The sequence below is a fragment of the Sphingobacterium sp. UBA7038 genome (assembly GCF_002494055.1).
GTDB classification, from domain to species: Bacteria; Bacteroidota; Bacteroidia; order Sphingobacteriales; family Sphingobacteriaceae; genus Sphingobacterium; species Sphingobacterium multivorum.
Map to the genome: position 1 here is coordinate 109982 of NZ_DLAV01000025.1, position 22343 is coordinate 132324.

The 22343-nt window shown below is 42.4% G+C and carries 16 protein-coding genes; 5 read left to right on the plus strand and 11 right to left on the minus strand.

Features of this window, described 5'->3' with window-relative positions; genetic code table 11:
- Positions 1-537 precede the first annotated feature (537 nt).
- The 3 genes from B3H30_RS17315 to B3H30_RS17325 form a co-directional block, all read right to left on the minus strand.
- Positions 538-1350 (minus strand): hypothetical protein, encoded by an 813-nt coding sequence (locus tag B3H30_RS17315; protein WP_286834731.1) that lies wholly within the window; start codon positions 1348-1350, stop codon positions 538-540.
- Between the two features lie 3 nt (positions 1351-1353).
- Positions 1354-3003 (minus strand): hypothetical protein, encoded by a 1650-nt coding sequence (locus tag B3H30_RS17320; protein ID WP_286834732.1) that lies wholly within the window; start codon positions 3001-3003, stop codon positions 1354-1356.
- Between the two features lie 294 nt (positions 3004-3297).
- Positions 3298-5610: a glycoside hydrolase family 3 protein gene (locus B3H30_RS17325; RefSeq protein WP_286777051.1), complete on the minus strand. Its 2313-nt coding sequence runs from the start codon at positions 5608-5610 to the stop codon at positions 3298-3300.
- Between the two features lie 309 nt (positions 5611-5919).
- On the opposite strand from B3H30_RS17325, the gene B3H30_RS17330 reads away from it, so the two are divergent.
- Positions 5920-6669 carry an NUDIX hydrolase gene (locus B3H30_RS17330; protein ID WP_070566457.1) on the plus strand — a complete coding sequence of 250 codons (750 nt, stop codon included), beginning with the start codon at positions 5920-5922 and terminating at the stop codon, positions 6667-6669.
- 141 nt (positions 6670-6810) lie between these two features.
- On the opposite strand, the gene B3H30_RS17335 is transcribed toward B3H30_RS17330, so the two are convergent.
- The 5 genes from B3H30_RS17335 to B3H30_RS17355 form a co-directional block, all read right to left on the minus strand.
- The gene (locus tag B3H30_RS17335; RefSeq protein WP_070566459.1) at positions 6811-7176 is read right to left on the minus strand and encodes a response regulator; all 366 of its coding nucleotides are present in this window, start codon (positions 7174-7176) and stop codon (positions 6811-6813) included.
- 70 nt (positions 7177-7246) lie between these two features.
- The gene (locus B3H30_RS17340; RefSeq protein ID WP_070566461.1) at positions 7247-8077 is read right to left on the minus strand and encodes a CheR family methyltransferase; all 831 of its coding nucleotides are present in this window, start codon (positions 8075-8077) and stop codon (positions 7247-7249) included.
- Positions 8078-8449: a response regulator gene (locus tag B3H30_RS17345; protein WP_046676428.1), complete on the minus strand. Its 372-nt coding sequence runs from the start codon at positions 8447-8449 to the stop codon at positions 8078-8080.
- Between the two features lie 13 nt (positions 8450-8462).
- Complete coding sequence (locus B3H30_RS17350; protein WP_286775397.1) at positions 8463-12065, minus strand: response regulator; 3603 nt, start codon at positions 12063-12065, stop codon at positions 8463-8465.
- 7 nt (positions 12066-12072) lie between these two features.
- Positions 12073-13539, minus strand: a complete 1467-nt coding sequence (locus B3H30_RS17355) for a response regulator (protein WP_070566465.1) — start codon at positions 13537-13539, stop codon at positions 12073-12075.
- A gap of 144 nt (positions 13540-13683) precedes the next feature.
- On the opposite strand from B3H30_RS17355, the gene B3H30_RS17360 reads away from it, so the two are divergent.
- Genes B3H30_RS17360 through pdeM form a run of 4 tightly spaced genes read left to right on the plus strand, consistent with a single transcriptional unit; the run spans position 13684 to position 19409 of the window.
- Positions 13684-14685, plus strand: coding sequence for a ligase-associated DNA damage response exonuclease (locus B3H30_RS17360; RefSeq protein ID WP_115048484.1), 1002 nt, complete (start codon positions 13684-13686; stop codon positions 14683-14685).
- A gap of 3 nt (positions 14686-14688) precedes the next feature.
- Positions 14689-16269, plus strand: coding sequence for an ATP-dependent DNA ligase (locus B3H30_RS17365; RefSeq protein WP_286775396.1), 1581 nt, complete (start codon positions 14689-14691; stop codon positions 16267-16269).
- Between the two features lie 18 nt (positions 16270-16287).
- Entirely contained in the window at positions 16288-18750 is a 2463-nt protein-coding gene (locus tag B3H30_RS17370) for a ligase-associated DNA damage response DEXH box helicase (RefSeq protein ID WP_286775395.1), read from the plus strand.
- Positions 18747-19409: a ligase-associated DNA damage response endonuclease PdeM gene (pdeM, locus tag B3H30_RS17375; protein WP_286727592.1), complete on the plus strand. Its 663-nt coding sequence runs from the start codon at positions 18747-18749 to the stop codon at positions 19407-19409. Before B3H30_RS17370 ends, pdeM begins: the two co-directional genes overlap by 4 nt.
- A gap of 18 nt (positions 19410-19427) precedes the next feature.
- Here the strand turns inward: pdeM and B3H30_RS17380 are convergent, their stop codons facing one another.
- The 3 genes from B3H30_RS17380 to B3H30_RS17390 form a co-directional block, all read right to left on the minus strand.
- Positions 19428-20390: a helix-turn-helix transcriptional regulator gene (locus B3H30_RS17380; protein ID WP_286834733.1), complete on the minus strand. Its 963-nt coding sequence runs from the start codon at positions 20388-20390 to the stop codon at positions 19428-19430.
- Between the two features lie 91 nt (positions 20391-20481).
- Entirely contained in the window at positions 20482-21273 is a 792-nt protein-coding gene (locus B3H30_RS17385; RefSeq protein WP_286775394.1) for a heme ABC transporter ATP-binding protein, read from the minus strand.
- 33 nt (positions 21274-21306) lie between these two features.
- Entirely contained in the window at positions 21307-22338 is a 1032-nt protein-coding gene (locus B3H30_RS17390) for a FecCD family ABC transporter permease (RefSeq protein ID WP_286727594.1), read from the minus strand.
- Positions 22339-22343: the final 5 nt, after the last annotated feature.

The window sequence follows — 22343 nt, forward strand, 5'->3', positions numbered from 1 at the left end:
CAATACTTAATTTAAAAGTATACAGAGATGTACCATTCCTAATAAAATAGTTCTAATGAATACATTTAAATATAAAAAGATACACTTTTTAGCCCCATAGAAAAGTTTTTATAAAATTGGTGATCGCCAAACATGTTCAAACAAAACAAACTCTTACAAACAATCTAAATAACGTTAAATAAAGTGAAATAAAATTGTAACAAAATTATATCATAGTTATATTGTAACACTATCCGGAGAGTGTGTACAAAAATCGATAACTCCAACTTATCAATTTTAAATACTAATTATTCCTAGTGCAACCATCTTCAATTCCATTTCTTTGTTCTGTATGAAACATTTAATTCAAGAACTTGACAATCTCCTCTTAGAGAGGTTTAGATGGTCAGAAAGCCGGGACGAAATGATGATATGGGCTAGGCTTAGCATTATCCTGGAAATAGTCAGAAGGATGACGATTCGAAACGTGTGCTATTAGAAAAAAGCCCTCTTAGGATTGAGGGCTTATTTTTAGAATAGTAGTTTTTCAGTTTTAAATTATATAAGGATATTTTTCAAAGCTTTCTTATGCTTTTCAAACTCATCTTGAGAATATTTACTGGCACCGGGAGTCCAGTATAATACATCATCTTTGCTAAAGGACCGTTGGGTAACCTTTGAAATAAACAAGGCTAAATCTACCGGCTTAGTGAAAGTTTCAGCATATCCTTCATCTATTAATTTTAATTCTTCTATAGCTTTAAAAATAGGGATAATACACTTTGCTTTGGTACCGGGCTTTAAATGACGAACAGCATCTCCTATATAATTTTCAATAGTTATAATATTTTTTATTCCCTTCGAATTAAGGATGTCCTTCAATGTTGCATTCCTTAATCGAGGCGGTGTTAAACTTGCGGGATCGAAGTACATTGTCTCGAAGTCTGGCTCGTATCTTTTGCCTTTACTTGAACTGTCTAATAGAATCTTATCACGAGCATATTCCTTTAATGGCTGAAAAAGCTTGCCTATATAGCTCTCTCGTAATGAAATAGAGTTCCTACTTAAAAAATATAAGACCCTCTTTGGGTCTTTATCGATCTGCCTCAAGTAAGCGCTAGTGACGGTTAAATAGAGATATTGGTCTAAAAGTAATTCCTGCAGTTCAGGATAGCTTGAAGTATAAATAATAATTTTATTGACTGCATCGTATTCGGATTGATTCCGGTCTCCAAGTACGCGCGCAATATCATCTACCAAACCCATTACTGTTTGTGAAGAATACCCTTCTTGCAATGCATAGACCTCAAAATTCGAGATGTCACGATACGCATCTTCAATAAAATCCTCAGACAACTTATTTTCTTTCATGTTTTAAAGGTTTACATTTTTAAAGTGATTTGCGAGAATTGAAGCATTCTCACGACTTTTTATCTTTACATAGGCATCGAAAGCGGCTTCCGTTTTATGGCCTGTTATCTTCATTATAGAGCCTTTCGGTATTTGTAGGCGTGTAGCATTGGTTGCAAAGCTTCGGCGTCCTGTGTGGGTCGATATGCGGTCACATAGGGGAAGATACTCAGTAGATGTTCCTGATATCTTCGAAATCTCAACACCTTTGGTTTTAAGGAACGATTTATCAAGGTTTTCGCCTACGATCTTGCACGTTTTTTTGATATAGTCATTCAGTTTAACATCGGATATTGCCCGAGGGAATCCCGTCGCAGATCCTTTTATAATCCATTCATTGGAAGTCGGATCAATAAAATATCCTTCGCCCTCTTTGCTTTTGGGTATTATTGACTTGATGCCGGTATCAATACCGCCAACGAACCAAGTAAACGATTCTTCGTTTATCCATGGGCGAACAGATTCAATTGCAGTTATTCCAGTGCTGCGGTTCGAATACTTTTCCATGATCTTGCGGAGCTCTTTCAAAATAGGGATTACGACTTGCTCTCCGGTCTTCTTTGTAAGAATATCAATGAAATCTCCGTCAACATGGTCATGGGTGTTTAGTCTGCTGTAATCACTAAATCTTAAGCCAGTCCAGCACCCGACCAAAAACAAATCACGGGCATTATCGAGAACAAGGGTATCACTAAAATCATAATCGGCCAAATTCTTCAATTGATCAACGGTTAACGCATCGCTTTCCGCTGGGGCGCTCTGCTTGGCAAAACGTTTATCTTTCCAATCCACAACGGAATGAAATCCCTCCAATAGCGATTCGCTCATAAACTTTTTAATGTACTTGATCTGAGAGCCAAAATAACTAACTCCTAGACCAAGCACACCGAGGTAGTCCCTAAACTTATCGTAGAAAGCCAACGTTATTTCGTCGAAACTCAGCATTGGCAATTGTTTGACCGTTTCCGGATCTTGCATCTGTTTAAAAGTTATAGGCTCGCCGCCTTTATACTCGATCAAAATATTAAGGGTGTTCAAAAATGATTGGATTGATCTTTTCTTATATGGCTGCCCTTTGAGCAATCGGGTAGGCTGATTCGCATTAGCCGCCTTAATATAGTCGTAAATGTAAACGAGAAGATTATTAGTCTTAACGTCCTCCTTTTTTACCTCAACAGCAGCTTTTGGGGCCTTATTCTTCAGGATGCTATTTATATGAACTTGCAACTCTTTAGCTTCTTGAGCATCAGGGAAACGGCCAAGCTCATTGCATCTCTCAATAAATAGATCAGATATTTTGTTTTTTACGTTGGTTAAGTTGCGTGCTATTTTGGCGTTAGCAACATTGTTCTTCGGGAACTGCTTGTCAAAATCCCATGCGGCTGCAGTTGGCACAATTCTTATCTTGACATTATTTTGTACCAATACTTTTGTTTCTTTAAGCTGGTACTTGCCCAGGATAATTTTGTCTACCCCTGAAAATGTAAGCGGCGGAAGGTTATTAAATCGTAACATCGCTTTTATCCTTACTGGTTTTTCTTTTATTCGATCAAGGTCAATATCAGTGGTCACAATATTAAAATTGATACTGTGCTTATATGCGCTTTGGTTCATTGTGTGTGTATGTTTTAAAACCGATAACAAAGATACTAAAATGTTATCGGTTTCACACAATTGTTATCGGTTTTAATCAGTAATAAACGGTAAACTTTTTTATATTTTCGCTATTTTTCAGTATAAAGCGGTATTTAAAACAAACCGTTACAACAAGTTCGAATCCTGATTGGCGTACTTAAAAGCTCCTTTGTATGACACAAAGGAGCTTTTTTTATACATCAAATTCAAAATATCCACGATACATACGCAAGCTTGAACCTATCTCCCCTTCTCATTTTTAAATTGCCCCTATTATTTCCTCACAAACTCTCCTACGCGTTTATCTTTAATGACTCCCGACCAGTTTAAACCATAACCAAAATCGTAGGCGTGTCCTGCTTGATCAACATAGACTTCCATGTCAAAAGGCACGTCCTCAGCTTGTTTCTCAACTGTAGCCATGTTTGCGGGCATTTGAACAGGCAATAGACCGGAAGGTTCGTACTTTCCAAACATAACATCCAATACAGCCTGTGTTGATACACCAAAATTTAGGATAATACCTGATACCTCCTTTTCAAACTCGGCAAATACCATGGGCTTGTTTGCTGTCACAGACACCAAAATAGGTTTCCCCATCATCATATCCTTCGTATCCAATATCGTTTGAAGATCCATCACATTCGCAGCAGTCACCATTTTATTCTTATAAGACCTATTCTTAATCGATGGATCGATTATAGGATCACCTGCGGCAATACTCTCCGCTCGTGCATCTGAGGCTGTATAAGTGCCATACTGCAAGGAAATCGGAACATAGCCATTTCCACCATTCCTGCGATCCCTTGCGCTATACCCACCTTCTGCACTGATCGGGCTCTGTACAAACACGATTGCAAGGTCAGCTTCACTAGGGTTATCGGTTACATCGGCATATTTTCGCAAGAGATCAATGTTGACAGGGTATTCCAATCGTGCCTGTGCATAGTTTCCCCACCAATCTTTCATTGCTGCACTATACATCTTCGGAACATAAACTTTCTTCCGTCCAAGAATAGGCAATTGCTGATCACTATTCTTTAGTAAAATAATGGACTTTACCTGTGCGTCGTAGCCCTCCTTCATATGGAGCGGATTACCGACAGTGGCGCGACTTTCCTCGACATCCAAATATGGATTTTCAAAGAGTCCTACCCGGAAAATATTTAACAGAAGCCTTCTGGCAGAAGCTTCAAATCGTTGTCTCATAAATTTCTGTCCGTGCTCTTTCACGCCCAGTTCATAGGCTATCAAAACAGGAGCCTTATCGTTATTGCCACCAAATTGATCTATGCCTGCCATCAATGCTTTATAATGACGCTCTGCCACCGACAGCTGTTCTACCCCCCAGGGTTTACCTGCAAATCCATCTGGTTTAGGCGCTTCATCTCCCGTAATCAACCAGTCCGAACAGATCACACCATCATAACCGTAGGTGCCGCGCAACAAGTCGGTAAGCAAATATTTGCTATAACCATTTCCCACATTTTCACCATTCTTCTCGTCTTGACCAAAAGAAATCGTATAATAGGGCATAACTGCGGCAGCTTTGCTCGTCTTTCCTGTCAACTGAAAAGCTCCATTGACAAATGGCATAATATGTTGCTTCAGATTATCACCTGGATATACCGCAAACTTTCCAATAGCCCAATGGCCATCCCGACCACCTTCCTCAGGCCCTCCACTGGGCCAATGTTTCACCATAGCATTAACACTCTTATACCCCCAGCCTAAGGCAATTTCGTCTTTTCCACTCGATGTCTGAAAACCATCGATATAAGCTCTAGCCATCGCTGTTGTCAACTCGGGACTCTCTCCAAAAGTCATACCGATACGATACCAACGCGGTTCGGTACCCAAATCTATCTGTGGTGATAATGCCGTCGTGATGCCCAAGGATCGATATTCCGAAGCCGCTACTTGCCCAAAACGTTTGACGATAGCTGGATCGAATGTCGCCGCCATCGCAAGCCCATCCGGCCACATTGAAATTTGCCCCCCTGCCCCAGCGTTGAACTCTGCACTGACAACAGCATTATGACGTGGGTCGGAACTATTATTCGCCGGAATCCCCCATCCCAAGCCTTCCACAAAACCTTGCAACTCATTATTCCAACGGGCAGCGGTCTCCGGATCTTTCACTGCTGTCAACAGGACATGCCTCAGCCCATCTTTCTCCAGAAACTCACGCTGCTGATCGGTCAGAGCCCAAGGTGAAACTAGACCTTCCTGATAGTTTTTTCCTTGATAAGTGCCTCCCATAAATCCAAAGGCCGGTGCCGGTAAAGCTTGATGCCTGCTATACAACATAAGCCCAGCAATCTGATCAACAGACAATTTTGAGGCGAGATCTTTAGCTCGCTCCTCTGCTGTCAAACGCCAATCTTCATAACGGTCTAATTTTCCATTTCGATTGAGATCCTTAAATTTATTTCCAGCAATACTTAGGATCTTCACGCCCGAAGCTGTTGAATACCCCAAAACAGGGCCATACTGATTCTCAATCTTTTGATAAACCTGGCCTTGTGCTGAAAAACTTAAAAATAGACTGAAAGATGAAGCGAATATTAGGTTTCTTACATTCATAAAATCTGTTCGTTTAATACATGAGTTCGTAGTCAAACATTCGCCTCACGGCTAAAAAAACATTTGGCTTAACACGTTATAATCAGTTATTTACATTGCTTCATAATGAAGCAATACAAGTGTACAATCTTTTTGTTCAATTACAAAATAAAATCAACAAAATAACACAAACAATTAATTACCAGTAAATTGATTTATCAAAAAAGCACCTTATGTAATTTTTGCATAAGGAATTGTTCGAGTTTTATCCGGCAACTTACCTCCCATTGCGATATTTTTTTGTAATATTAACCCAAAAACAGCAGTTATATGGATTTCAGAACACAGCTAATTAACGCATCAGCAGAGAGCTATGAAAAATTTCTACCTCACATTTCTGTGGATACCGTCGTCTTTGGCTTCGACCAAGGTTCCTTGAGAATCCTTTTGCTAAAAATGAATTATAATAAAGAATGGTTTCTGCCAGGTGGCTATGTAGGGAAAGAGGAAGATACGGACGAGGCGGTCAAACGCGTACTTTATGAACGCTCAGGTGTGAAGGATATATTCTTGGAAGAATTTGCGGTATTTGGATGCCCACAGCGCAGCCAGCAATCCTTTGCAGATTACCCAGACACATTGTGGAACAAACAGCGATTTATTTCAATTGGTTATTACGCGCTGGTAAACTACAAACACGTAATTCCTCAACCTGATTCCTTAAGTGAGACTTGTCAGTGGATCGACTTTAGGGACATCACTGAGCTCAATATCACCATGGATCATCGCAAAATCATCAACAAGGCTCTCCGGACTCTTCGCGAGCGGCTTTCTTATAAACCAATAGGATACAATTTGCTACAAGACAAGTTTACGCTGACGGACCTGCAAGGACTCTATGAAACAGTGCTTGGTAAGAAACTTAATCGTGGCAATTTTTATCGTAAAATGAAAAATATGGGTATCCTCCAAAAACTTGACGAACAGCGGAAAGGCGGAGCCCATAAAGCTCCTGATCTCTATAAATTCAACGTGGAGACCTATAACACTATTTTACAGGAAGGTCTAAATACCTGGTAGTCAGATCACCGATACATTTTTACCAAATACATAATAGATCAAAAGCTAATTGATGCTGGCATAGACCAGCATACTTCCATCGACTAAACTAACCTGCGAGAATCTGAGATTTGCAGCCTTTAAGTCTAACCTTAAATTGATCTATACAATATATTTATTGACAATATTTTCCAAATCTTCCAAATCAAAAGGTTTAGATAGAAAATCATCCGCTCCGGCACGATCTGCCAGGGATTGAATATCGTTATTTGCCGACACGTAAATTACGGGAATATGGCTAAAACGCTGATCTGATTTAAGCAATCTGGTTGCTTCAACCCCACCGATGTTTGGAATCCAGTTATCCATTAAAACAAGATCGGGCTCTGCAGATTCCACCTTTTGGATAATATCATGTGAAGTTTCGGAAACTTCAACGTGAAACCCCAAATCTGTCAAAACAACCGTTATAACCTCCAAAATAATGGTATCGTCCTCAAATATCAACACCGTTTTTGTTTTACTCATATAAAATAGTTTATATATACCGTCATTGTTTTACATGAGGCACAAAACTTTCATGCCTTCCTGCAATCCCCTATAAGGTATAAAGTTTTTTCCAAATCTTTTGATCCCCTACAGCTGTAAAGTTATGCTGAATACCTGAAAATCGTATGGTTTCTTTACTACCTAATGCCAAATATCCTAAATTTTCTAGACTCGCGTCAAATAATTTAAAAACACGCTCCTGCAAATCTTTATTAAAATAGATCAAAACATTCCGACAAAGGATTAATTGAAAGCTATTAAATGATGTGTCTGACACCAGATTATGGGTAGATAAAATCATTTTTTGCTTAAGATCGGCATCGAATTTTGCCCATTCATAATTTGCTGTGTAATATTTCGAAAAGTCCTGTTTTCCTCCAGATTCTATATAATTTTCGGAAAAAGATTTTATCTGGCTCAATGGATATACACCATTTCGGGCAATATCGAGTACCCGAGGATTAATATCCGTTGCATAGATCAATGACTTGTGATACAGATTAGCCTCTTTTAGCAAAATGGACATCGAATAAGCTTCCTCTCCCGTGGAGCATCCTGCAACCCATACACGGATCAATGGATATGTCCCCAATTGAGGGAGAATTTCCTCCCGCAGTTGACGAAAGAATAAGGGATCTCGAAACATCTCGGTCAAGTTAACAGTAATCTCTTCAACAAAATGCTGCAAAAATGCCGGGTTGTCTTTTAATACAAAACGAAGTTCAGCAAAACTTGCCAAACGGTCATTCGTCATAAGCCGATTAATCCTCCGCTTCATCGATGCACGGCTATACTGCAAAAAATCATACCCGTAGTCGCGATAGATATCTTCAAGCAAAATATCTATTTCATGGTCTTTTATGATACTATAGCCCAACATTTAGATTAACCGTTCAATTTCACCCATCAATTTATCGACATCAATCGGCTTCGAGACATACGACTGGGCTCCAGCTTCCAAGCATTTCTCCCGGTCTCCACTCATCGCTTGCGCTGTCACGGCAATAACTGGAATTTTGCCCAGCAAACTCGAATTGCGGATCAGCTGAATCGCCTCATAGCCATCGATTTCAGGCATCATCATATCCATCAATATCAGCGCTACACCTTTATTCGTCTCCAAGATCTCGATAGCCTCGCTCGCACTCGTGCTGCTCAATACTTGATATCCCTTCGCTTTCAACGTCAAACGCAATGCAAAAATATTGCGTTGATCGTCGTCCACAATTAATATTACCTTATTCTGATCCATATATCAGTTGTCCTCAATTTTCATATAACCACACACGCAATAAAGACAAGAGCTGATCGATATCTACCGGCTTCGAGATATAATCCGAAGCTCCTGCCTGAATACATTTTTCTCGGTCGCCGATCATCGACTTCGCCGTAACAGCGATGATTGGTAATCTTGCATAATCAACATGTTGCCTGATATTCTTAATAGTCTCATAGCCATCCATCTCTGGCATCATCATATCCATCAATACAATATCAATAGGTTCTCCTGATGTCAATACTTCCAACGCTTCTTTACCGTCCATTGCAGGAATTACTTTTACTTGAAATTTCTCCAATGCTTTGGTTATTGAAAAGATGTTCCTGACGTCATCGTCAGCAACAAGGACCTTCTTGCCCTTCAATACATCGGTCAAAGCTCCAAGCCCATTGTTATTCCTTCTGGCGTCGTCTGAATTATTAACCTCAATCAAATGAAGAAACAAGCCGACCTCATCTAGAATCCGTTGATAAGAATGGGCCGTCTTTACAACAACGGAGTCTGCGTATTTCTTAATTTTCAACTCTTCAGCCTTAGACAGGTTCTTGCCTGTAAAGATAATGATCGGCAGGTTCTCTAATCCCTCATGTTGTTTGATTGCTTCTAACGTATGGTAGCCCATTTCATCAGGAACCCCCATGTCCAGAATCACACAGTCCACATCTGCCGTGCGTAAAGCAGTAATACTTTCCTCTACATTATCTTTTACTTCAAGTGATATATTAAAACTACTTAAGAAATAAGACAGTGCACTGGCATGCTTTGGATTTTCTTCAACAATAAGTACCTTCTTCGGTGAACGGCTTAAGGCCGATTCAATTTTTTGGAATACCGAAGTCATTTGCTCCAACGCAACAGGCTTATTAATAAAGTCGATTGCTCCTTTTAATAAACTTTCTTTCTTCACCTCAAGCGAAGACATGATATGAACCGGAATGTGCCGCGTAGCCTTATTGCCCTTCAATTGATCCATGACAGCCCATCCGTCCATGATTGGCAATTGAATATCGAGCAGAATAGCAACTGGATGATACTTCTGTGCTGCAGGGAGTGCATGATCACCACGAACAACAACTACACCTTTATAGTTTTGTGTATGTGTATATTTCAAGAGTGCCTTGGCAAAATTAACATCATCCTCCACAATCAAAATCACCTTGTCTCCCTCTGCAACCGTATCTCGATCATCTGGAATCTCCTCGGGGATCCTAATTGTGACTGGATTATAGGTATCTTCTTTAACAATCTCAATCACCTCTTCTACTTCCGAAGATATCTCCTCAACCAATTGCTGCTCCTTCGTCAATATCTCTTTGACTTCAACTTTGGACTTCGGAATAATGAACAAAAAGGTACTACCTTTACCCACTTCGCTTTCCAACCTGATCTCTCCACCAAGCAAACGTGCAATCTCCCGGCTAATAGAAAGTCCTAGGCCAGTACCGCCAAACTTCCGCCTCGTTGAGCCATCAGCTTGTTGGAAGGCTTCAAAAATAATTTTCTGCTTTTCAAGTGGTATACCAATACCCGAATCGACTACAGCAAATACCAATCGATCGCGATCACTTGGATCTTCATAGATTTCCAGACGTACTTCGCCTTCTTTGGTAAATTTTATCGCATTTGAAATCAAATTACGGAGTACCTGATCGATGCGAAGCCGATCTCCCTGAAATCTCTGGTTTACCTTATCACTGATATTCGTTTTTAGAATCAAGCCTTTTTCCTGTACAATCGGCAAAAACAAACTATTCAAATCCGACAAAATATCATTTAGATCCAACGAGGCATAATCCAAGGTCATCTTACCCGATTCAATTTTGGAAAGATCCAGAATCTCATCGATCAACGTCAATAAACTCGTTCCCGAACTTAGAATGACTTTAGCAGATTCAATCTGATCTGAATTTAAGTTTTCCTCTACATTCTCCGATAGCAAACGCGATAGCAGTAATATCGAGTTGAGCGGTGTACGGAGTTCATGGGACATATTAGCCAAAAACTCGGATTTATATTTAGTACTCAACGCCAACTCTTCGGCTTTCTGTTGAATTTCCTGATTCCGTTCGGCAATCATTAAGTTCTTATCTTCAAGCAATCGCGAGCGTTCCTCTAATTCTTGATTGGATTGCATCAGTTCCTCATGTTGTACTTTAAGCTCTTCCTCTGAAGACTGCAAACGCAATGTTTGCGCCTCCAATTCAGTATTTAAACTTTCAAGCTCGGCATGTTGTGTTAATAGCTCTTCAGACTGTACCTGTGTTTCCTCCAGCAATGTCTGGATTTTTGCCCTTCCTTTTGCTGAAACTAGTGCAATCCCAATCTGTCGGGCACATTCATTCAAAAATGTCTGTTCTACCGTAGTAAAACTATCCATCTGACCAACTTCCAATACGCCCAGGACTTGATCATCAACCAGCATCGGTAAGAAAATAATATGCTGCACATGGATCTTTCCATTGGCAAAACTAACCACGTAATCCGTTGCATTCAGATTATGAAGTGTCTTAGATTCCCGGTCAACAAATACCTGCCCAATATAGCCTTCTCCCGGCAAAAAATATCGCTGTGTCTGCGTATCCAAACCATATGCTCCTGAAAGTTCCAACTTGTCATCGTTAAAAATATAGATCGCGCCACTGATAGCACCGGTATAATCCACAAGACTTTTGATGGAATCTGCAGCAATTGTTTGCTCACTCTTATTTCCCATCAATCCAGTGTAAAGTTTGGCATATCCAGCATGAAGCCAATCATTATCTGTTAGCTGTTCAAATGATTTTTTCAACGCCTTCGACATCCTATTGACGGCTTTCGCAATTTCACCGAGATCATCGTCTCCGACCTCCTCTGCCTTGACATCATAATCCCCCAATGCGATTCGATTGGTAATCTTCTGAACCAAATTTAAGCGCCTAGAAATACCTTCATCCTTCTCACGTAATGATTTCTCGAGTGCTGCACGCTTCAAGAAGTCGGCACGTAACCTAAAATAAAAATAGCTGGTAATAATAAGAGAAAGTAAGGCACTGATAACAATAAACAAGGTTGTGATAAACGAAGAATTATCCAAATTAGCCGATTTCCTATCGATATTATCGTCCTCATACTGATTAATATCCTTGATAATTGCACGGCACTTATCCATAGCCATTTTACTCTCATCCAATTGTGCTAAGCCGAATACGCCGCCCCTTCTCTTCGTTGCAACTGATTCCTTTAAAATGTCGAGCCGCCATTTTGCTGCAATTACTAGACTGTCTACTCGAACCTTCTGCACCGGATCCTGCTTGGTGAGGGCTTCTATCTCCTGCAATTCTTTGGGCAAACTTTCCAAGGCATTATTAAAAGGCTCTAAATAGCTTTCTTTACCAGTCAGAAGAAAGCCCCGGTTTCCAGTTTCAGCACCTTGTAACGAAGCTAGTAAACTAGTTGAAGTGCTGATTATTTTTCTTGTTACCGCAAGCTCCTGGCGATGCCTATTTTGCTCCTGTATACCAATGTAGGATGCTGTAGAACTAATAAGCAGCACGACCAATGAAAAACCGATCCCCCACGTTAGATTATTGATTGTCTTACTATTTGGCATTCTTAAATTAATTTAAGGGTAAGGTAAAATAGAAGGTTGCACCACGCTCACCCGAACTCTCTACACCAATCGTTCCCTGATGGCTTCGTATAATTTCGGCGCAGATGTAAAGGCCTATCCCGAGTCCCTGAAAGTCAAATGATGTTTCTTCCACACGATAAAATTTCTCAAAAACATCGGCTTGCTTTTCCACGGGTATCCCAATGCCGAAGTCGATTACACTGATCTTCACAGCATCGTCGACAACCGTACAATCTACAATGACTTTTTCCGTGCCCGCCGCATATTTGTATGCATTCGTCAAGAAATTAACCAATACCTGCTCAAGACGGATCTCATCACCGTATATTTGTACCGCTGTGATATCACCGGTTCGAATAAGCTTCATGCTGCTTTGGTCATGCGTCTGAATAATGGAATCAACCGCACTTTTTACCATATGCTCAAGTGAGAATACTTTTTTATTGATAAGCAACTTCCCATTGTCAATTTTTGATAGATCCAAAAGATCCGATATAAGGCTGTTGAGTTTATCTATTTGTCCTTGCACCCGATGAACATACCTTGCTTCAGCACTTTCCTCTTCCAGTTTCAACTTGCGGTCAAGCAATTGCATATAGGCCTTTATACTTGTCAACGGTGTTTTCAACTCATGACTGGCAATACTCAGAAACTCATCTTTCTCTTTTTCCGCCCGCTTTTGTGCGTCAATATCGGTGAAAGTTCCTATCCAGTTGCTTTCACTATTTTGCAAGATTGGCCACACCCGCAACAATTGGTATGAATACTCTCCACAATGGGTCTTTTTCAAACGGACTTCCATCTCCAATGGTTCACCTGACTGAAGGCTACCGTGAAGCGCGGCAGCGATAGGCCGGTCACCCGGGTAAGTCTGCGGAAAAATAGTGGCATCATCAGAAAATTCAAACCAGCGGCCATTGACAAAATCAATATTGCCGCTCTTGTCACAAGTAAATGCAATTTGAGGAAGCGACTCCAAAAGCGTATGTAAATAGTCCAACTTAGACCGAAGCTCCTTTTGTGCCTGCTTTCGTCGTTCTACTTCAAGCTCCAAGGTCTGCTGAACATCTTTCAATGCCTGCGTCTGCTCATAAAGGCGATAAAACGTCTTGACTTTCAGCATTAGAATATCCGGATCAACAGGTTTGGTGACATAATCCAAACCACCGGAATCATAGCCTTTCGTAATAAATTTTTTATCTGTATTGACCGCAGACAAAAATATGATCGGTGTTTCCTTTGTCTTACTAAAACCGGCGATATTCTCGGCGACTTCAAAGCCGTCCATATCCGGCATTTGAACATCCAATATGATTAATGCATAATTATTTTTTAGGATCTTTTTTAAAGCTTCTTCCCCAGAATGAGCGGTATCAACTTTAAAATTCTTGGATTCCAGCAATTTTTGTAAAGAGTAAATATTATCCGGATTATCATCGACAATTAATATCATAGTGTATTAAAACTTAGCATCAAGGTTAACAAATCTAAAAAAATTAACTGAATACCCCCAACATTAATACGCAAAGACAACAGTAAATTGAAAAGACAGCAAATAAGTAAAACTTTAGCCCACGAAACCCTGTTTTAATGAATAATGATAAGTTTTACATCAAAAGGTATTTACTGTGTTCCGGGCAAGTTTTATCTTGATCCATGGCAACCAGTTGATTTGGCAGTCATCTCCCATGGTCACGCAGATCATGCCCATTGGGGAATGAAGAAATACTTATGCCACCATTTTACGGTCAATATCCTACGAAGTCGCATAGGTCCAGACATTCAGGTTCAAGGTCTTAGCTACAACGAAGCGGTGTACATCAATGGAGTCAGGGTCTCCTTACATCCAGCTGGCCATATCATTGGCTCTGCACAGATACGCCTGGAACATAAAGGTAAAGTTGTCGTCTTTACGGGCGATTACAAGATTCAGGACGATGGTTTATCTACGCCGTTCGAACCCATAAAGTGCCATCAACTTATTACAGAAAGTACATTCGGCCTCCCTATTTACCGTTGGGATTCCGTAGAAGCGCAAAATGAAAGCCTACAGACATGGATTAAAACCAATCAGAGCAACAACAAAACCTCTGTGTTTATCGGTTATTCCCTTGGAAAATCGCAGCGCATTCTCAACGCTGTTCATGAGATGGGTCCCGTGTACGTTCATTACAGCATTGCCAAGCTGAACGAAGCCTATAGTCAGGCAGGTATAAAATTGCCAAATTACCGCATCGCCGATTTAAAATCGGAGCTCAAACAGCTTGACAATCAAATTGTGCTGCTACCGCCTGCTCTGCTGGACAGCCAGCTTCTACAGAAAATACCGCATGTTGCCCATGCGATCTGCTCCGGATGGATGCAAATCCGTGGGGCACGGCGATGGCGCAGCGCTGATGCCGGCTTTGCGATCAGCGATCATGCCGACTGGCAGGGCTTATTGCAGGCGGTACGTGGTAGCGCTGCCGAAAAAGTATATGTCACACACGGACAGACAGCAACATTTGCCAAATATCTGAATGAAATCGGTATTGAGGCCGAAGAAGTTAAAACGCAATACGGAGATGAAGAGGACCCTCAAAGCCAAACTACAGAATAGCCTATGAAAGAATTTGCTACATTGATCCATGCGCTTGACAGCAGCAATAAGACCAATTCGAAAAAAGAAGCTATTTTAACTTTTTTCAACCAGGCTCCCGAAAAAGACAAACTTTGGTTTCTTGCCCTGATGACCGGCAAAAGACCAAAACGCAGCATCGCGATCAAGAATCTCAAAACATGGGCCTTAGAAATCACCGGAGTCCCCGAATGGTTATTTATAGAATCGTATGCTGCCGTAGGTGATCTGGCCGAGACCTTATCGTTGCTGCTCCCACCACCATCACAGCAGATCGAAAAAAGCCTGAGTGAATGGATGGACGAGATCATTGCCATCCGGGATGACAGTATAGCCCAAAAAAAGGCTTTTGTTCTCCGTTCCTGGAATGCACTAAATACCGTAGAGCGTTTCATTTTCAATAAACTGCTCGGCGGCAGCTTCAGGTTAGGTGTTTCCGATAAGGGATTAATCAATACAATCGCGCAGTATACCAACAGTGAAGCAAGCGCTGTAGCGCATAGTATCATGGGCGAATGGAATCCGCATGCGGTAGAATTCGACAAACTCGTCAATGGCGCTTACAGCGATACCAACCGCTCCAAACCTTATCCATTCTGCCTTGCTTATCCTTTAGAAAAGGCCCCCGAAGACCTAGGCTCTCTCAACGAATGGCAGGCAGAATACAAATGGGACGGTATACGTGGCCAGCTCATCAAGCGCGAAGATGAAATACATATCTGGTCTCGCGGAGAGGAACTCGTGACAGGGCAGTTCCCTGAAATTACCGAGGCCCTCCATCAGTGGAAAGGAAATTTTGTGCTTGATGGCGAAATCCTAGCTGTCAGAGACGGCGGTGTCCTCAACTTTTCCGAACTGCAAAAACGAATCAACCGAAAGACCATTCCAAAGTCACTGCGTGAAGAAGTACCTATTTCAGTCTACCTTTATGATATTGTCGAACTGGATGGCATCGATCTGCGCGATAAGCCTCTTAATTACAGACGTACACTGCTAGAACAGTGTTATGCTGCAAATCCTCCAGGTGCTTTAGAGCTGTCACCTTTGATACATGCAGCAGATTGGTCCGCGCTACAAGACATTCAGGCAAACTCGCGCGAGGTCAACAGCGAAGGACTTATGCTCAAGAAAAAGGACTCCGCTTATCATGCCGGCCGCAAAAAAGGCGACTGGTGGAAATGGAAGGTAAACCCCATGAGTATAGACGCTGTCCTCATTTATGCACAGAAAGGAAGTGGCCGCCGAAGTGCCCATTATACCGATTATACTTTTGCCGTAAAGGATGACGATCAGCTTGTAACGATCGCAAAAGCCTATTCAGGTCTTACAGACAAGGAAATTCTAGAAGTTAGCCGCTTTGTAAAACAAAATTCTTTAGAGAAATTCGGCCCCGTAAGAACCGTTAAACCTGAACTAGTTTTTGAAATTGCCTTTGAAGGCATTGGATACAGCAAACGTCATAAATCGGGTGTCGCGCTACGTTTTCCGAGGATATTACGCTGGCGAAAAGACAAGACCGCCGCAGAGATCGATAGTCTTGAAGATATTAAAAAGTTGATACAATAAGGCATAGCTTCATACACATTGAACGAAAAAATAGCATATAGTGACGGTTTTCGAATAATCAGTGATTATTTTAAATCGCAGGGAAACGCCCCTTTTAGCTTCCAGACCAAGGCCTGGGAAAAATATGCGCAAGGATATAGCGGGCTGGTCATCGCGCCTACAGGGTTTGGGAAGACTTTTTCCCTTTTTATGGCCGTACTGATGGACTTCCTCAATCATCCGGAACACTATCAAAAGGGGCTAAAGCTCCTTTGGATTACACCCCTACGCTCTTTGGCCAAAGATCTGGCGCGGGCCATGCAAACAGCAATAGACGAAATTGGACTCGACTGGATCGTACAGGTGCGTAATGGTGACACCGATCCCAAGATCAAAGCGCAGCAAACCCGCTCCATGCCTGACGTTTTACTCGTTACTCCAGAAAGCCTGCACTTACTGCTTGCTCAAAAACAACGCGATAAATATTTTAAAAATCTCCGATGTGTGACGGTTGACGAGTGGCACGAGCTCATGGGCAACAAACGCGGCGTAATGGTCGAACTGGCACTTTCCTTTCTGAAAGCATATATAAAAAACCTACGCGTTTGGGGTATCACAGCCACCATCGGAAACCTTGAAGAAGCGATGGAAGTTTTGCTTCCACAAGCTGCAAAACGTATCCAGATTGTTGCCAAGGAGAAAAAGAAAATTGCCATCAAACCGATATTCCCCAGCACAGTGGAACTGCTTCCCTGGGCAGGGCATCTCGGCGGCAACCTCGTAGATCAGGTCGTCCCGATTATACTTGCCAGTAAAAGTACGATCCTCTTTACCAACACACGGAGCCAAAGTGAGATGTGGTACCAATTGCTGCTGCAGGCTCACCCCGATTTTGCTGGACAAATCGCCTTGCATCACAGCTCCATTGACGCCCATATCCGCGAATGGATCGAAGACAATCTCAGCAGCGGCAAACTTAAAGCGGTCGTGTCAACCTCCTCCTTGGACTTAGGGGTAGATTTCAAACCTGTAGATATAGTCATACAGGTTGGCTCCAGTAAAGGTGTAGCTCGATTTATGCAACGCGCTGGAAGAAGTGGACATAGTCCATTTGAAACGTCCACGATCTATTTCGTCCCCACACATTCCCTGGAGCTCATCGAGGTCGCCGCCTTGAAGGAGGCCGTAAAAACGCAGACGATCGAAAACCGGGATCCCATGGTTCAGACCTTCGATGTGCTTGTTCAATTCATGGTAACCATCGCCTTGGGCGGTGGATTTCGTTCGGAAGAACTGCATGCAATCGTCGCCAATACCCATGCCTTTCACTACATGGAAACGGAAGAATGGCAATGGTGTATGTATTTTATTACCGCGGGTGGAAAAATTGGAAAACGCTACGAAGAATTTCACAAGGTTATCCAAGATGAAGATGGCAAATGGATCATCAAAAACCGTCGTCTTGCACTACTTCACAGACTCAATATAGGTGCCATTGTCGGTGATGCCATGATGCGCGTGAAGTTTCTCTCCGGTGGTTACATCGGCATGATCGAAGAATATTTTATTAGCAAACTAAAAAAAGGTGAACGCTTTATCCTTGCGGGGCGGATACTCGAAGTAGCGATGGTCAAGGAAATGACCGTATTCGTAAGAAATTCGTCGGGTAAAGCCATTACTCCAAGCTGGCTCGGTGGAAGACTTCCCTTATCGTCCAACTTGAGTCATTTCCTGAGAAAAAAATTGGCTGCAGCAGCCAGCGCTCCTTCCAGTGAAAAAGAGCTTCATTTCCTGGCGCCACTGATCAAAAAACAGGCTGAACTTTCAGCCGTGCCAAGTGAAGCGGAATTCCTCGTCGAACATATCAAAACCAGAGAAGGTCATCATCTATTTTTCTACCCCTTGGAAGGCCGATTGATCCATGAAGTCATGGCAGCGCTTGTCGCCTACCGCATTAGCAAGTTGTACCCCATCAGCTTTTCCATGGCCATGAACGACTATGGCTTCGAACTCTATTCCGATAAGCAAATTCAGCTCAGTCAAATGCAGCTCGAACAGGTATTGAGCCGCAGCAATTTGATGGAAGATGTGATCAGTAGTATTAACTCGGCAGAAATGGCCAGCCGCAAATTTAGGGATATCGCTGTCATCTCGGGACTGGTTGTGCAGAACTATCCGGGCACCCAGCAAAACAACAAATCATTACAGGCCTCATCAGGGATTATTTTCCGCGTACTGATGGAACACGATCCCACTAACCTTTTGCTCAAACAGGCTTTTACCGAAGTGTTCAACCAGCAACTGGAAGAACATCGGTTAATAAACGCATTCGAAAGGATCAATCAGAGCAAAATACGTTATACCTTTGTCGAAGAGTATACGCCATTGAGCTTTCCGATAAAAGTGGATAGCCTCCGGCAATCCCTGTCGAGCGAAGCCTTGATTGAACGGATTCAACGCATGGAAAAGACCAATGCTCAAAAAAAGAAGCGCAGAAAATGAAAATCGGAGAACAAACAATTACCTTCAATAAACAGGAATTAGCCCTTAACACACAACGCTCTATATACTGGAAAGACCAAAAAACGTTAATCTTATCTGACCTACATCTGGGCAAAGCGGCACATTTCAGGAAGCATGGCATTGCTATCCCGATGGATACTGCCATAACGGACCTTACTCGATTAGAATCCCTAATAGCGTACTATCAAGCTAAGCAAGTCATCGTTGTCGGCGATCTCATTCATGCCGGCATCAATCAGGAAGTACTTTTACTGGAATCATTCAGACAACGCCACCCTGAGCTCCACCTTCATCTTGTCAAAGGCAATCACGACCGCCTATCGCAACAAATGGGCATTCGCTTCGGTATAGTGCATCACAAAGAAGCTTTCGAAATGCAACAGATCCAATTTAAACATCACCCCGCTGATGCAGCAGATTCCTCTTCATTTCGGATTAGTGGACATATCCATCCGGGTATCAGCCTGGTTATTCCACCGAAACGGAAGGTTCGCTTACCCTGTTTTCTGGTATCTACTCATCAGATTATCCTTCCCGCTTTTAGTACTTTTACGGGATTGGACAGCAAAGACCTGTCTTCCCAATATCAAAGTTATGCTATTTCGGACGATCATATCTTCCCGATCAGAAGAAACTAATCCAAGCAGCAGTTTATATTACATCTTGAGCTCCCCGGGAGAGATTCCGTAATATTTTTTAAAAGCACTGCTAAAATTATTCTGGTGACCATAGCCCGTCAACAAGGCCACCTCATAGACAGTCATTTTATCTTCGAGCAGATAACTTTTGGCTTTTTCCATCCGCACTCGTGTAAGGTAGTCGTGAATGGTCACTGAAAAATATTCCTTAAAGTCCTTACGCAATTTGCTTTCACTGGTTAGCACCTCCGCGGCCAGTTCTTTTTGCGTCGGCGGATTGGCAATACGCTGTTCAAGAATCTGGCGTGCCATCTCCAACCTTTGCACATCCTCCTCATGAAAGAGCGAATCATTGCTTTCCGTTTTCTCATTGTATTGCTCAAACTGATACATCAGCAGCTCAACAACACGCGACTCGGTATGTAGTCGACGGATCTCCCCTTTCTTTTTAGATTCAATCAGCTCGGTTATGGTATGCTGCATCTCATAGGTCGCCATCAGATCTTCTTCGGAGAAGGAAACGTATTCGCCTTTTTCGATCTCATGCACAAATTGCTGATGCAATAACGAATCGCGTTTGATCAGATTGAGATAATACTCTTTGGAAATAACGGCTATAAAATAAGTATACTCAATACCGGGTTCCACTTCATGGATGGATTTGACCGAGGGAATGTAGCGTATATTATGCCGGCTCATGCCGTAAGGCAATTTGCTATCCGTCGGCTTAAAGAAAATAAACTGGATGGTTATGGTCTCGCCCTCGATCTCCGTAAGAACCTGCACTGGCCGATCAAACTGCATTTTCGAATGCAAGATAAACAATCCTGAAGTCGATAGCTGGAAATTCTCCATATGGACCGGATCTTTGGATATGGATATCCTATTTTCGACCAAAGGTTTGTCGGGAACATAGCCATCCGGAATTTCTTCTTCAAAAAGCCAATCTGCCAACTCTACTATTTTACTTTTCACCAACATGATTACAAATCCTAAATAAGCCTGAAGCAGTTAAAATTAACGAAATAAGATGGTATTCTAAAATTATTTATAATCTTTCTAAATAACAGGATTAATCCAAGTCAATATCCATTTCCTCCAACTGAACATAAGGTTTCAATGTTCTTGGATTCATAATGACACTGGACTCGACCGAAAAGATCGTATAGATCTCCTTTTGGGCCAACACTTCCACTGGGGTACCATGAAAGAGCTTGCGGCCATTTTTGAGCATCAGAATTCGATCGGCATACATGGCAGCAAAATTGACGTCATGCACGATCAGCACCACCATAAATCCTTTTCGGGCAAGTGCCCGTGCAATGGCCAGTACTTTCTGCTGATAATGCAGATCCAATGCAGAAATAGGTTCGTCCAATAACAACAGTGCATCTGGGTTATCCCATATCTGCGCCAGGATACGTGCAAGATGAACTCGCTGCTGCTCACCGCCGGAAAGGCTCAAAAAATCCCGTTCAGCAAAGGCAGATACTCCACAAAGTTCCATGGTTTCGGCCACGATTTTATAGTCCTGTTGTTTGGGCGTATTCCTATAATGCGGATACCGACCCATCAGCACGATCTCTTCTACCTTAAAGCTCAATGTCATCTGCTGCTGTTGACTCAGTAAAGCCCTACATTTCGCCAAAGCCGCAGGTTCGTATGTCGATAGCGCCTTGCCATTGAGATGAATAGCACCCGAATCCGGCTTCTTTTCACCACAAAGCACCCCCATCAGCGTCGATTTACCAGCGCCATTGGCTCCGAGGATTGCCAGAATTTCACCTTTACGTACCTGAAAGGTGATATCCTTCAGGAGCTTTCGTCCGTTTACTTCGTAGTTGATCTTCTCTACACGTAGCATAATGCAATTATTTTTAAAGCCTCTGCCAAAAGGCTATTTATCTTTGATTAAAATATACAAAAATACCGGTGTACCCAGTAAAGCTGTAATGACGCCGATCGGCAATTCAATGGGTGCAACAGCAACCCGGGCAATCACGTCTGCCAACGTCAGCACCAACGCCCCCAATAACAATGAACCAGGAAGTACAAATCGGTGATCCGCCCCGCCCATCAGACGAACGGTATGCGGAACAATCAATCCCACAAAACCAATGATCCCCGATACCGCAACGGATGCTCCCACAGCAAGTGTGGATAAAACAACCACCCAGCGTTTGACGCGATCGGTACGCATACCCAAAAGATCCGCCTGCAACTCCCCGAGGGAAAAGGCATTCAGCGACTTTCCAAAAAAGGGTAAGATCAGCACCGGGATCAAAATAAATGGCGCCAAAGCCCTTAAGTTATCCCAAGTAGCCCCACCAAGACTACCCAGCATCCAAAAAGTAATGGTACGTAACTGTTGCTCTGTAGACATATAGGTCATCAAACCTGTCAGCGCACCCGCAAAGGCATTGATGGCAATACCTGCCAACAACATCGTCGTCACATTGGGGCGGCCATTTTTACTGGCAATACGGTAAACCAAAAAAGCCGTCAAACCAGCGCCCACAAAAGCGCCAAAAGCCAATATATAATACCCAATCCAAGCAGCCAAAGAGGTAAAGAGAAAAGTCTCAAAGGCAATGATCAGTACCGCAAAAAGAGAAGCTCCAGATGAAATGCCAATTAATCCGGGCTCCGCTAAGGGGTTGCGGAATATACCCTGAATCGCAGCACCCGATATACCCAATGCTGCACCCACCAAAAGTCCGAGCAAAAGACGCGGCATACGAATCTCAAAAAGAACATCTTCGTGCATATTATGCACACCTCCCACACTTCCGAAGTGCAATTTTTGCGTCAACATCGTTAAGATATCAGCGGGCGGAATATGATAGGCCCCCATCCCCAAGGCAACAATACTGACAACAACCAATACCAGGCCCAAAGTCAATAGGATAAATTTCTGTTTCTTTTGCACCGGCT

What these genes read in the sequence shown, in the direction of transcription:
- B3H30_RS17315 (WP_286834731.1), bottom strand. Translation starts at nt 1,350, where the DNA reads ATGAAAGAAAATAAGTTGTCTGAGGATTTTATTGAAGATGCGTATCGT.
- B3H30_RS17320 (WP_286834732.1), bottom strand. Translation starts at nt 3,003, where the DNA reads ATGAACCAAAGCGCATATAAGCACAGTATCAATTTTAATATTGTGACC.
- B3H30_RS17325 (WP_286777051.1), bottom strand. Translation starts at nt 5,610, where the DNA reads ATGAATGTAAGAAACCTAATATTCGCTTCATCTTTCAGTCTATTTTTA.
- B3H30_RS17330 (WP_070566457.1), top strand. Translation starts at nt 5,920, where the DNA reads ATGGATTTCAGAACACAGCTAATTAACGCATCAGCAGAGAGCTATGAA.
- B3H30_RS17335 (WP_070566459.1), bottom strand. Translation starts at nt 7,176, where the DNA reads ATGAGTAAAACAAAAACGGTGTTGATATTTGAGGACGATACCATTATT.
- B3H30_RS17340 (WP_070566461.1), bottom strand. Translation starts at nt 8,077, where the DNA reads ATGTTGGGCTATAGTATCATAAAAGACCATGAAATAGATATTTTGCTT.
- B3H30_RS17345 (WP_046676428.1), bottom strand. Translation starts at nt 8,449, where the DNA reads ATGGATCAGAATAAGGTAATATTAATTGTGGACGACGATCAACGCAAT.
- B3H30_RS17350 (WP_286775397.1), bottom strand. Translation starts at nt 12,065, where the DNA reads ATGCCAAATAGTAAGACAATCAATAATCTAACGTGGGGGATCGGTTTT.
- B3H30_RS17355 (WP_070566465.1), bottom strand. Translation starts at nt 13,539, where the DNA reads ATGATATTAATTGTCGATGATAATCCGGATAATATTTACTCTTTACAA.
- B3H30_RS17360 (WP_115048484.1), top strand. Translation starts at nt 13,684, where the DNA reads ATGATAAGTTTTACATCAAAAGGTATTTACTGTGTTCCGGGCAAGTTT.
- B3H30_RS17365 (WP_286775396.1), top strand. Translation starts at nt 14,689, where the DNA reads ATGAAAGAATTTGCTACATTGATCCATGCGCTTGACAGCAGCAATAAG.
- pdeM (WP_286727592.1), top strand. Translation starts at nt 18,747, where the DNA reads ATGAAAATCGGAGAACAAACAATTACCTTCAATAAACAGGAATTAGCC.
- B3H30_RS17380 (WP_286834733.1), bottom strand. Translation starts at nt 20,390, where the DNA reads ATGTTGGTGAAAAGTAAAATAGTAGAGTTGGCAGATTGGCTTTTTGAA.
- B3H30_RS17385 (WP_286775394.1), bottom strand. Translation starts at nt 21,273, where the DNA reads ATGCTACGTGTAGAGAAGATCAACTACGAAGTAAACGGACGAAAGCTC.